The following is a 12,357-nucleotide window of genomic DNA, read 5'->3' on the forward strand; positions in this document are numbered from 1 at the left end:
ATCGATCGCTCATGGCCTGCCGTTTTCCCACTGGCGAAGTTCCTGGCTTTCGTGCACTGCCTGCCTGAGCCTGTGTAGCTCGGTCTCCAGTGTCATGGTCAGGTCGTTGCGTGGCACGCCGCCGATCATCGCCGCCTGCCCGGCGTGAAGGCGGTCGAGCACGGTGTCGATGATCGCAATCGAGACGGACTGCGTGCCGATCTCCGTGCGCAAGTCCTCCAGGGCTTCACGCAATCTCCCCGCAAGCGGCCCAGATGCAGGCGCAAGCGGCTGTCGCCCCTCCTCCAGGGCGCGCGCAATCTCTGCCTCTGCCGATGTCGGCGCCGAAAACAGCGCGATCGCCGCGTCGATGGGTTCGGCCAGCGCCTGCAGTGTGCGTGTGATGGTGCGTTGGTGGCCGGCGGCGCGGGCGGCGCGTTCCTGGTCCAGGCGCGTCGCCTGGGTGGTGTTGGCGCCGTTCTTGGCCTTGAGCGCATTCCAGACCGTATCGTTGAACAGGGTCTGCGCTGCCTGTTGCACGACCGTCGCGGTGGAGTTGGCGGCTTCGCCCGCAACGCTGCCGTTTTCGTTACCGCCACGCAAGGGCGCAGCGATCAGGCGGCCGGCCCCGAGCGAGGCGAAATTGGCCAGCACGTTGCTGAGCATGTGACGGCCCAGCACATCGCGTACCGCAGTGGTGATCGCGTTGGTGGTGCTCAAGGCCTGCCTGGCCAGCGCCAGGCCTTCCTTCCCGGTTTCCAGCAGATAGTTGGGGAAACGCACAGCGTCGGACCATTGCGCGGGCCGACGCGTCTTGTCCGGCAATGCCAGCGCAAACAGATTCAGCCGCTGCTGTCCGCCAAGCAGGTCGGGCACGTGCATCTGGCCGGTACGCGCAACCGCCTTGCCGGTTTCGAGCATCGCCTTCTGCACCACCCCTGCCCCGCCAATGGCGAGCGCGCTCAAGCCCAGTTGGCCGGCCGGCGTGCGCGTGCCCGGGTCGTCGGAGGTCCGCCGCGCCGCGTTGAATCCCGCGTTGATCGTCGGCTTGAGCAGCAGGGTGTCCAGGGACTTGTCGTCCAGGGTCGATTGCCACTGGGTGATTCCCTGGCGGAGGTCGTAGGCCTGCGCCTTGAGTTCGGGAAGCGTTGCGGCGTTGCCCTCGCCGGGACGCGTGAAGCGTTTGCCTTCGGCAGTGATTTCCAGCAGGGCCGGCGGCGGATCGGGCACCAGGATCTTGGGGTCGATGGCCTGGAACCGCGGCAGATTGGCAACGCGGGCACGCCGATCCATCGCCGGGATCAGCAACGTATCGCTGGTATAGGACATCAGGCCCGCCACCGCGCCAGACAGCGTCGTCGTACTCAGCGTTTCCGATCCTGGCGCACGCGTGCCATCGTAGGCTGCACCCGCGGCGAGACCGAACGGGGCCCGCATCGAGCCGATGACGAAGGCCCTGAGGCACTCGTAAGCGATCGGCCACGCTGCCTTTGCGCCTGCCGTCTTCATATCGCCGACGATCTGGTATTCGGCATCCGGCCCGAACGCCGCGATGCGTTCGTCCACGCGCGCGTCCGCCCATTCCAGATACGCGGCCTGCAGTGCCTCCTGATCCTCCGAGGGCTCTGCAAAGCGCAGATCGCCCAGGTGAGTCCGTAGCTGCGCCTTCAACTCAGCGGCCGCCGCGGCGCTGCGCTGCGCATAGGTCGTTGCAACGGCAGGCGCATGCGGCTCATCGATGACCGAGGACGCGGGGCTTGCGTGCGGAGTGTAAAACGCTGCGTCCGTCGACTCGGAAGAATGCGATGACTGCCAGGACTCCGAGCGATGTGGTGCACCATGCGAGGACTCGGCATGACTTGCGTCGGTGGTCACGCGACGTGAAACCGGTGCGCGGCGACCGCGCAATACCGGGCCCGAAGAGGGCAAGCCGGCGAGCGGCCCGGTTGGCACTCGCGTCTGTGGCAGGGCGACGGCCTCCTCGGCATGCGTCGGACGTGCGGGTGCAGGAGACGTTGCGCGGCTGCTGGGAGAGGTACCGATGTTGCTGGAGAGCTTCACGAGGCCACCTCAGCCGTGCTGCCGGCCTGCGTCACCAGCGCGTCCAGCACCACACGGGCGACCACCTGCCCGCGCTCAAGCGCAGTGGCCACGGCATCGGGCGTGCGTTCGAGCAACAGCGGGCAGACACAGAGCAGGCCAAGGTCCGAGAGCGTGAGCCGCCAGCCGTATTGGGTCAGCAATTGTTCCTGCAGTGCCAGCAGCGTCACCACCTCCTCGCCGCCGAGCTCGCGTGCGGCCAATGGCAGGATCACTTCCGGAAACGCCGTCATCTCGCCCTGCTGCATCTGCGCGTGGATACGGCACAGCATGCCCGCAGGACCAAGGATGGTTTCGCCTTGGCCAAGTTGCTGTGCAAGCTCCTCAGGCAACCCAAGACGGACGCCCAGGCTGGTGAAAAATGTGTCGTTCGCTGTGTGGAGACTTCCCAATTCCGACATTGTCCGAAATCCTCGAGAAAGTATGCGATGGGTACCGATACACCATTTCGGTAGGACGCAGTGTCTGGCTGGCGATGCACCACCGCGCAAGACACCGCGATTGACTCGCGCCGCACACGAAGTTCGCCTGGTGGAAATCGCGCAATCGAGACCTGTGTCATACGCAGCCTATGTCCGCGGAGCGACAGATGAATCGCTTGAAAGACCGCGGGTAGCGGAACAACACGCATACTCCGTAGCGGCGTGGGCAAGCGCTTTTAAGCAAGCGTGCCATTTTGACTGTCTCGCCAGACGCGTACCTACCGCACACGCCAGAGATCTTCAGGTCGAGCAGCCCGGAAATCGCAGGCAACATGTCCCCTTTGCGCTTTACCTTGCTCAAACACCGATATCGGATCAGTCAGCAAGTCTGCTCTTACAAAACGACATCTTTACTTGACTGGCGCTGGCACACCTCCGGTTCCCCAAACGCGTACTTGCAGAATGCGTCGAACAGCCCCTGACGCATCGGGCGATCAGGTTGATCGCCCGTCCGTTCGCGCAACAGGATGCCGATCAGGAGCGATCATTACCGACGCCGCCCACCCCTCAAACTCCTGAGATTTTCCTTCGTGTCCGCCTCGAAGTTGTCTGCAATGGGCTTGGGAATGCTTTGTTTGCCCAGCGGCACCCCGCCTGCGTCTTCCAGATTCTGGCGGATCTCGCCTTTCTGCTTCTCCTTGTCCAATCGCATCTCTTCGTAATGCAAACCTGCCAACACGGGCACTTTGAGCATCTCAGTCGATTTGCTGATGCTGCTACCTACTAAATAACCTTTAACCGCATCAGTTGGCTTTTGCCGCTCGGCTGCCCCCTTGCCTCCTCCCTTGGCTGCGCCCTCGGCTGTCCCCTTGGCCACGCCTTCGCCTGCGCCCTTGGTTGCCCCCTCGGTCGCCCCCTCGGTCGCCCCCTTGGCCGCGCCTTCGCCCGCGCCCTTGGTTGCACCCTCGGCTGCCCCCTTGCTCGCCCCCTTGGCTGCGCCCTCGCTTGCCGCCTTGGCGGCGCCCTCGGCGACCCCTTTGGCGGCCCCCTTGGCTGCGAGCCTGGCCGTAGGTCCGCCGACAGCGCCAACCACCGCCCCAGCCATGTTGATGCCGGCGAGTTTCCACGCGAGCGACATGTCGCCCCCTTGCAGTGCAGTGTCGAGCACCTGTGCCGCCTGCGCTTCGCCCTCCAGCGCCAGCGCTGCTGCATCGGCGAACTCGCCGATGACGGGGATGCCGTTCAGAGCACTCAGTCCGACCGAGGCCCAGTCCAGGATCTTGCTGTCCCACTTCAGGAACTCATGCAATCCCTTGCCGACGGTACCGATGTCCTTTTTCTTCTTCTTGATCTCGGGTTGATCGGCCTTGCCCATCAACATGTCCGCGACGGCCTTCTGCTGGTCGGGTGATGTGGCCGCATGCGTGGGCGATTTCTCCACGGTCTTGTTGGCCGCCGTCATATGTTCGTAGAACTGCTGAAAGTCCTTCTTGCTGATCTTGCCCGAGTCGACGACATGGCCACCGCCGAAGAAGCTGTGGGGCTTCTTGTAGCCGGTGATCGAATTATTCAACACGCCGAACAGCAGCGGGTCGCCCAACAGCTGTTTGGCAGCGTCGCGCACGGCGGGGTCGGCTTTGTCGTCTTTGGCGATCGTGTCGAGCTTGTCGCGGGTCACCTCCTTGCCGTCGCCGAAAAACGCGTCCTGGTGGCTGTTGATGGTGTCCAGCGTTTTCAGTTCGGGCGCGGTCAGGTGCATCTGCGATGCGGATTTCTGCAGGAAATCCGGGGTGCTCATCGAACCCGAGTCTCCCGCCAGCGCCTTCCACTGATCGGGATGCTCACGAAAATACTGCGCGGCAGCGATGACCTGCGGCGGGCGCTTCTGGGTCTTGTCGTCGCCTTCGACCAGGTGCTTGAACGCGTCCTGGTTCAGATCCTTCGGCAGATAGTCCGAGTAGCGATAGAACTCGCGCATCGCGTCGCTTTCGGTCATGACCGTCGGCTCGGTCTTGTCCGGGCTGTCCGAGGCCACATAGTTCTGCGTATAGCCCTTGGCTTGCTTGTTGGCGTACTCCGCGACCTGCGCGTGGCCGGCCGAGAATTTGCTCAGATCGCCGGCCTTGATCTTGCCGCCGCACTTGCCATCGCCCTGCGAGCCGATGGCAAAGAACAGCCGCGGGTCCTTTTGCAGTTCCGTCAATGCCTTCTTCAGATCCGGCGGTGTCGCCGGGTCGTTGATCTTCGCATCGAGATCGGCCCACGCGAGCGGCAGCTTGTCCTTGTGGCGATCGAGCGTGGTGACGATCTCCAATTCGTTCTGGGTGAGCGTCCCGCCATCCCACGTGACCGAAGAGCCGTCCACCGGCGGCGGCAGGTCGCGCCCTTTCATTTTTTCGGGATTGTAGGTCGCGTTCTTCCCGCCCAGCGCCGTCACCTGCGGGTGACGGTCGGCAAAATCGTAGAGGTTGGCCGCAATGAGCGTACCGTTGCACTTGCCCTGGTCGTCATGATGGTGCTTGCCGTGCCCCTGAGCCGCCATCGCAAAGAACAGGCCGGGATCCTGCTGCAGGCCTTGCATCGCCTTCTTCAGGTCGGGTGGCGTGGCTGGATCGTTGATCTTTTCGTCGAGCTTGGCGAACTCGATCGGCGTCATGTCGCGATGCTGATTCAGCGTGGAAACGATGTCGAGCTGCTGCTGCGTGAGCGTGCCGCCATCCCAGGTCACCGTTGAACCTTCTGCGGCAGGCGGCGGTGTCGCTCCCTTGATGTTTTTGGGATTGAACTCGGCATTCTTCCCGCCCAGATCGGTCACCTGTTGATGGTGGTCTGCAAAATCCCACAGGTCGTCGGCCTTGATCTTGCCGCCGCATTTGCCGTCACCCTGCGAGCCGATCGCGAAGAACAGGCGCGGGTCTTTCTGCAGGCCTTGCAGCGCGCTCTTCAGATCGGGGGGAGTGGACGGATCGTTGATCCTGTCGTCGAGTTTTGCGAACTCAAGCGGCATCTTGTCCTTGTGCTGATTGAGTGTCGAAACAATCTGAAGCTCCGATGCGGTGAGCGTGCCGCCGTCCCAGGTCACCGACGATCCATCCACCGCAGGCGGCAGCTTGGATCCCTTGATGTCCTTGGCATCGAAGGGGGTCGGTAGCGTCGGCCAGGAGGTGCGTTTCTCGATCGGCTGGCTGGCTTGCATGTCGTCAGCCGAAGGCGTGGACAACCCAGCAATGCCGCTGCCTGATCCATCGTTTGGCGTGTTGCCGTAGATGGCGGCAATCAGCTGGTAAATCTGCTGCAAGAACAGATTGTCCATCGCCAGCAGCAGATCGGAATCGTTCATGGCTGAATCGGATCCGGTCGCTTCCGGAGACGACGTATCATCGGTGAGAGGGAGAAACAGACCGGCGGCACTCCCGGTCGAAAGCGTGTTGAGCGACATGTGCGGCCTCGCAGTGACAGAGCAGTGACAGAGCAGTGACAGAGCAGTGACAGAGCAGCTGCATATGAGTACATGCTCATACGGTCACACGGGCATGTCTCATGCGGCGAGCACAAATGGTGCCACTCCTGCTACGCGACGCACGCACCGATGAACTATTTTGGCGAAAAAAGCGCAGGAAACGTGCATGGACAACACCCTCACCCGACATCAGCTCAGGGCGGTCCATCAATGCTACCGGAGCGCGCATGGCGTGATCAGTTCGAGCGAATGCGGGTCATCCTGCTCGGAGCGAATGCCAGGCCTCGAAGCCAGGCATACATGTCGACCGCGTTCTCCATCAGGGCAGTGGCACCTGCCCGTTGAAGCCGGCTGATGTCCGGCCGCAACCCACTCATTCCGATGGAAGCGGAAGCTGCGTCAGCAGTTTGTCCAGCGTGATCGGATATTCGCGTACACGGATGCCGGTGGCGTTGTAGATGGCATTGGCGATGGCCGGTGCCACACCCGTCAACCCCAATTCGCCGACGCCCTTGGCCTTGAGCGGCGACATGGTGGGGTCGACCTCGTCGATGAAATGCGCTTCCAGATGCGGAATGTCAGCATGCACGGGGACTTCATAGCCGGCCAGATCGTGATTGACGAAAAAGCCCAGGCGGCGATCGACCGCCATCTCTTCCATCAGCGCGGCGCCGACGCCCATCACCATGCCGCCGATGATCTGGCTTCTGGCAGTCTTTGGGTTGAGAATGCGGCCGGCCGCACACACCGCGAGCAGGCGCCGCACGCGGATCTCGCCGGTGTAGCCATTAACGGCCACTTGCGCAAAATGCGCGCCGAAGGTCTGCTGGGCGTAGCGCTCTTTCAGGCTAGCGAACTCCATCGCATCCTCGACCATGATGTCGTGCTGCGCTGCCGCCTGGCGCAAGGGTACGCGGCGCGTGCCGGCCGTGACCATGCCGTCGGCAAACTGCGCCGCGTCCACCGGCATGCCAAGCCGCTGGGCGATCGCCTGACGCAAGGCGACGCACGCTGCATACACGCCCGCAGTGACCGAGGCCGCGCCCTGCTGACCGCCCGACCCTGGCGTCTCCGGGAAACTGGAATCGCCCAGGCGGACGACGACCTGATGCAGTGGCACGCCCAGCATCTCCGCAGCGGTCTGCGCCACGATGGTGTAGCTGCCCGTACCGATGTCGGTCATGTCGGTCTCGATGGTCACCGTGCCGGTGCGATCCAGCCGCGCACGCGCACCCGCCTTGGAAATCGGCGCGCCACGCACCGCAGCGGCCATGCCCATGCCGATCAGCCACTGCCCGTCGCGCAGGCTTGCCGGCCGCGCCAGCCGTTGGCTCCAACCGAAACGTTCGGCACCCACCTGCAGGCAGTCGACGAACGCGCGCGTGGAAAACGGCTTGCCCGGGTTCTCCGGATCCACCTGGGTGTCGTTGAGGATGCGCAGCGCAACCGGATCCAGGGCGAGCCGTTCTGCCAGCTCGTCCATGGCGATTTCCAGCGCCATCAAGCCGGGCGCCTCGCCGGGCGCGCGCATCGCATTGCCTTCGGCAAGATCGAGTACGGCAAGACGCACCTGGGTCATTCTGTTCGCACCTGCGTACAGCACGCGGGTCGAGAGCGTGGTGGGTTCGGTACGCCCGCCGGGCAGATTGCCGGACCAGCTTTCGTGCCCGATGGCGGTGAGCCGCCCATCGCGTGTGGCGCCCAGCCGGATCCGCTGGATCGTTGCCGGCCGATGGATGGTGCTGTTGAACATCAGCGGGCGTTGCAGCGTTACCTTGACCGGCCTGCCGACCGCCTTGGCAGCCAGTGCGGCCATGACCAGATCCGACTGGACCGTGCCCTTGCCCCCGAAGCCGCCGCCGATATACGGCGAGAGCAAACGAATGTGGTGTTTGGGAATACCGAGGATCTTGCCCAGATCGCGCCGGCCCCAGTTCATCTGCTGGATCGAGGTGTGACAGGTGAGCTGATCGCCCTGCCAGCTGGCGATGCTGGCATGCGGCTCCATCATCGCGTGCGCCTGGTCCGGCGTGGTGTAGCTGGCATCGACCTTGACCGGTGCGGCCGCAAAGGCCGCATCGAAGTCGCCTACCGCGGTTTGCGGTGGACCGCCAAACGGCGCCTGCTGGGCGATCGGCGCGCTGTCCAGCTGTTGCGCCAGATCGTAGCGGCCGGTCTCGCGCACATATTCCACGCGCACCAGCGCAGCGGCCGCACGCGCTTGCTCGAAGGTATGGGCCACCACCACCGCAACGGGCTGGTGATAATGCTCGACCTCGGGCGCTGCCAGGAAGCGTTGCACGTAGAACTCGCCGGTGCCAAGTGCCTGGGTGTTTTTGTAGGTGAGCACATGCAGCACGCCGGCAGCTTTCGCAGCGGCGGTGGTGTCGATGTGCGCAATGCGCCCCTTGGCGATTGCGGCGCCGACGATGTAGCCATACGCCAGCTCCTGCAGGTTGTCATGCCACTCGTAGGCGTAAGGCGCGGTGCCCGTCACTTTGAGCGGGCCTTCGATACGGTCAACGGACTTGCCGACGACGGTGAGCTGGTCGATGGGAGTGAGGCCTGCCGGCGTGTCGAACTTCATTGAGCGTATCTCCAGCGCAGCAGTCGAGAGCTGCGTATCGGGCAGTGCGATCGCGTGCTGTGGTTCTCCGCGCGGCAGATGGCTGGTCTGCCAACAGGGCTGGGATGGGCACACGAGCACATGGCCAGCTGTTGTACCAAACCCCAGGAGCACCGACGCTGGCCAGGCCGGGATGCGCTTATGAGAATTTTTCAGCAATCACTTATCGCGTCTGGGCATCAGGGGAAGGATCGCAGACAACCATCGTAAAACGCTGCCCGATTACCCGGAACCTGCGGGAACATTCCTCAGCGTCTGCCGAACATGTGTTGGCGCTCCTCGTCACTGAGCGGCTTTCCGGCATTCGGGTTGACCTGTTCCTTGAGCGCATAAGCACGTTGCACTGCCGGGCGTGCGGCAATGGCGCCCTGCCAGCGCCGCAGATGCGGAAACGCGTCGTAATCGGGCTTCAGGTCGCCGTAGACCTCGAACCACGGATAGCTCGCCATGTCGGCGATGCCGTACCCGGCACCGGCGACAAAGCTGTGCTCTGCCAGGCGCTGGTCGAGCACACGATGCAGTCGACGCACCTCGGCCTTGTAGCGATCGATGGCATAGGGAATGTTCTCCTGCGCATAGACGCTGAAGTGCGCCATCTGCCCGCTCATCGGACCAAGGCCGCCCACCTGCCAGAACAACCACTCCAGCGCGACAAGGCGGCCGCGTGTGTCAGCAGGCAGGAACCGGCCGGTCTTCTCGGCAAGATACAGCAGGATCGCACCGGACTCGAAAACGCTCAGCGGCGCACCGCCATCGGCCGGAGCGTGATCAACAATCACCGGCATCTTGTTGTTGGGCGACATCCGCAGGAACTCAGGCGTGAACTGGTCGCCCTTGCCTATATTGACCGGCTTGAGCGTGTAGTCCAGACCGGCCTCTTCCAGGAACACGGTAACCTTGTGGCCGTTTGGAGTGGGCCAATAGTAGAGATCTATCATCGTCTGCTCCTAATGGCGTGGCCATTCAAATGCTGACAAACCCATGGCCAAATGCAGAGCGCGCCTGTACTTCCGGCGGCAACTGGCCAGGCCTGCATCGCTAAGGGATCAAGGCCTGGCCGGCACAAGGGCGAGTACCGAGCGTTGCTGCGCTGCTGCAAGGCTCAAGCTCAGCCGAAGGTCACAACGAGCCGTCCGGTGACATGACCCTGGGCACTCAGGTCATGCGCCGCTGCAAGGTCCTGCAGCCGGAAGGTCTGCGCGACCGGCAATGTAAAGGCTCCAGCGACACACAGCGCTGCAACCTGCTCCAGCACCTTGGTCGCACTCTCCTTGTCCATAGGCTCAAAGGAGGTCTTCGCCCCATATTGCGGTGCACTGAGATCGGAGATCGACACCACCTTCGACGGGCTACCGGTGATCGCCACCAACTCCGGAATCATTCCAGAGTCGACCACATCGAGCGCGGCGTGTACCCCTGCTGGTGCGAGCTCGGCAACACGTTGGGAAAGGCCCGGGCCGTAGGTGGTCGGGATCGCTCCCAACGAACGTAGATAGTCATGCTTTGGCTCGCTTGCTGTGCCAATGGTGCGGATACCGGCAACACGCGCGAGTTGAAGTGCGGCAGAACCCACGCCGCCGGCAGCACCGCTGACCAATAGCGTCTCCCCAGGCTTGACTCCCACTTGATCGATGATACGTGCAGCCGTTTCGACGGCGACCGAGAGGCCGGCCGCCTCCTCGAACTTCAGTGCGTCAGGCTTGGCAGCCCACTCATCCAGGATGGCGTATTCCGCCATCGTAGCGTTGCCCTTGCCAAACACGCCCCTGCCCAGCAGATCGGCCGGGATGCCGTCACCAACCGCATCGATCATGCCCGAGGCCTCGCACCCGCTTCCTGCGGGAAACGCAAGCGGCATCATTGCATGCATGTATCCGGCACGCAGTTTCCAGTCGATCGGATTGACTGCTGCCGCCCTGACCCGGATACGAACTTGACCGGGACCCGGCACCGGCTTGTCGATCTCTTCGATCTTGAGGACCTCGGAGCCACCATAGGCGTGGAAACGTACTGCTTTCATGCGAGCATTCCTTGAAGACGTGAGTGAATGAAGTGACAACCCAAAGGGCACCATGGACTGAGTGCACCCGTGAACCCCGGGATCCTGTCGACGCCGCCATTGTTCGCCCGCCCAAACCCAGCGCATAGTCCCGAATACCTGGACATGATGTCTTGCAAATGGAACATCCCTTGGATATCGCAGCCCTCGCAGACTTCAACCTTGTCGTGATCCACGGCGGCTTCGGAAGCGCAAGCCGTGCCAGTGGGCAACCCAAGGCCACCTTGTCTCGTCGAGTACGTTCGCTTGAAGAGAGCCTTGGCATACGCCTGGTTGAGCGGGGCGGCCACACGCTACGGCTCACGCCGGAAGGCGAAGTTCTACACGCGAGAACGTCCGACCCCTTCGGCGAAATCGCCCAGGTGGTTGAGGAGCTGAGATCGGGCATCGGTCGGCCACGCGGTGTGCTACGCATCAGTGCACCGCTGCTGTTTTCGCATATCGCCATGGGGCGCATCGGCGCAGCCTTCCTGCGCGCGCATCCGGATGTACAGCTGGAGGTGACTGCGGAAGACCGCCTGGTCGACCTGGTGGAAGACGGTTACGACATCGTGATCCGCTTCAACCCTCCGACGGACGACAAGCTGGTCGGCCGGCGCTTCCTCAATGACCAATTGGTGCTTGTCGCTCCGCCGGACTTAAGCCGCCCTCAAGCCGGCGAAGCGGCTGCTTCCGGTATAGAACTCCAGGTCATCACACGCATCGGCCGCAAGGTCATTCCTGCGTGGAAGGTCGTCGATAAAGACGGGCACCTGTGCACCTACCTCCCCAAGCCGGTGCTCTGGTACTCGACGCCGCTCCTGATCAGAAACGCGGTGCTGGCTGGGGCCGGCGCAGCCGTGGTGCCGCGGTCCGCCGTGGCTGAAGACATCGCCAGCGGCAGGGTCGCCGAATGGGGCGTCGTGCAGGCACCGCTGCTCGAAGGCTGGGTGTTGCATGCCTCACGCCGCCTTGTAAGCCCCAAGGTGACCGCGTTCGTCGAGTTTCTGTGCGGACATTTTTCCAAAGACACGCTTTAACGGCTTCCGGTGTCGACACATCCGCGCTCAGAGGTCGAATAGACGTTCTGGAATGCGTGCTCGTTGATACGCAAACTACAGCTGCGATCCAAGTAGAGGCTCGCGTGCACCGAAGCCATCGCCCTCATGCAACGCGTTCCTTCACCCCTGGGTTTGTTGAATGCCGCAGGAGAAGAGCAGTTGTAGCGAAAGAAGCGCCATGGTAGAAAGCCGCTGTCGAAAGAGTGCTGACCGGATGGTAGCCCGGTCGCCGTTCAAGTGAATGGCAACTCCTCCCGCTTCAGGGTATCCGCGACACCTCAGCCCCGGCATGCCGGTAGCGAAGGTGTGGCCGCTGATGCCTAGTTCATCGTCGACATACCTTCTACATTTTTTTGCGAAGGATCCAAGACGATGAAGCTCACACATAACACCATCCTCATCACCGGCGGCGCGACGGGAATCGGTCTTGCCCTGGCAAGGCGCTTTTCCGCCGACGGCAACCAGGTCATCATCTGCGGTCGCACCGCATCCTCTCTTGCGCAGGCAAAGGCTGAAGTCCCCGGCGTGATCACGCGCATCTGCGATGTGGCAGATCCAACCAGCCGCGACGCACTGGCACAATGGCTGCAGGATGGTAATCCCCCCACTTCTAGCGGTCGCCAGAAGTGGAGCTAAGTGGCCATCGCCAACTTCATGGCAGGCGTGATGCC

Annotated in this window: 7 protein-coding genes and 2 pseudogenes; 2 read left to right on the plus strand and 7 right to left on the minus strand. The window is 62.9% G+C overall.

What is annotated here, in order from left to right; all coding sequences use genetic code 11:
• Positions 1-9 precede the first annotated feature (9 nt).
• The 7 genes and pseudogenes from xopF1 to LL972_RS05705 all read right to left on the minus strand — a co-directional run bounded on the left by xopF1 (position 10) and on the right by LL972_RS05705 (position 10,607).
• Positions 10-2,040: a type III secretion system effector XopF1 gene (xopF1, locus tag LL972_RS05680; protein WP_228326743.1), complete on the minus strand. Its 2,031-nt coding sequence runs from the start codon at positions 2,038-2,040 to the stop codon at positions 10-12.
• A complete protein-coding gene (hap3, locus tag LL972_RS05685) occupies positions 2,037-2,480 on the minus strand; it encodes an Hpa3 family type III secretion system protein (protein WP_228326744.1) in 444 nt (147 codons plus the stop codon). Before hap3 ends, xopF1 begins: the two co-directional genes overlap by 4 nt.
• Positions 2,481-3,048: 568 nt before the next feature.
• Positions 3,049-5,289, minus strand: a pseudogene (locus tag LL972_RS05690) (HrpF/NolX family T3SS translocon protein); the annotation flags it as partial.
• Positions 5,284-5,940 (minus strand): annotated as a pseudogene (locus LL972_RS21775) (HrpF/NolX family T3SS translocon protein); the annotation flags it as partial. The pseudogenes LL972_RS21775 and LL972_RS05690, both read right to left, overlap by 6 nt.
• A gap of 394 nt (positions 5,941-6,334) precedes the next feature.
• Positions 6,335-8,548 carry an aldehyde oxidoreductase molybdenum-binding subunit PaoC gene (gene paoC / locus LL972_RS05695; protein ID WP_228326746.1) on the minus strand — a complete coding sequence of 738 codons (2,214 nt, stop codon included), beginning with the start codon at positions 8,546-8,548 and terminating at the stop codon, positions 6,335-6,337.
• 287 nt (positions 8,549-8,835) lie between these two features.
• Positions 8,836-9,525, minus strand: a complete 690-nt coding sequence (locus LL972_RS05700; protein WP_228326747.1) for a glutathione S-transferase N-terminal domain-containing protein — start codon at positions 9,523-9,525, stop codon at positions 8,836-8,838.
• Positions 9,526-9,695: 170 nt separating this feature from the next.
• Positions 9,696-10,607, minus strand: a complete 912-nt coding sequence (locus LL972_RS05705) for an NADP-dependent oxidoreductase (protein ID WP_228326748.1) — start codon at positions 10,605-10,607, stop codon at positions 9,696-9,698.
• A 170-nt stretch (positions 10,608-10,777) separates the two neighbouring features.
• Here LL972_RS05705 and LL972_RS05710 point away from each other — a divergent pair, with 170 nt between their 5' ends.
• The gene (locus LL972_RS05710) at positions 10,778-11,665 is read left to right on the plus strand and encodes a LysR family transcriptional regulator (protein WP_228326749.1); all 888 of its coding nucleotides are present in this window, start codon (positions 10,778-10,780) and stop codon (positions 11,663-11,665) included.
• A 393-nt stretch (positions 11,666-12,058) separates the two neighbouring features.
• Positions 12,059-12,322, plus strand: a complete 264-nt coding sequence (locus LL972_RS05715) for an SDR family NAD(P)-dependent oxidoreductase (protein WP_228326750.1) — start codon at positions 12,059-12,061, stop codon at positions 12,320-12,322.
• Positions 12,323-12,357 lie beyond the last annotated feature (35 nt).

The sequence above is a fragment of the Xanthomonas campestris pv. asclepiadis genome (genome assembly GCF_020784175.1).
Classification (GTDB): Bacteria; Pseudomonadota; Gammaproteobacteria; order Xanthomonadales; family Xanthomonadaceae; genus Xanthomonas; species Xanthomonas campestris_D.

Excerpts from the sequence above, each read along its gene's own strand:
- hap3 (WP_228326744.1), bottom strand. The coding sequence starts at position 2,480 with ATGTCGGAATTGGGAAGTCTCCACACAGCGAACGACACATTTTTCACC.
- paoC (WP_228326746.1), bottom strand. The coding sequence starts at position 8,548 with ATGAAGTTCGACACGCCGGCAGGCCTCACTCCCATCGACCAGCTCACC.
- LL972_RS05700 (WP_228326747.1), bottom strand. The coding sequence starts at position 9,525 with ATGATAGATCTCTACTATTGGCCCACTCCAAACGGCCACAAGGTTACC.
- LL972_RS05705 (WP_228326748.1), bottom strand. The coding sequence starts at position 10,607 with ATGAAAGCAGTACGTTTCCACGCCTATGGTGGCTCCGAGGTCCTCAAG.
- LL972_RS05715 (WP_228326750.1), top strand. The coding sequence starts at position 12,059 with ATGAAGCTCACACATAACACCATCCTCATCACCGGCGGCGCGACGGGA.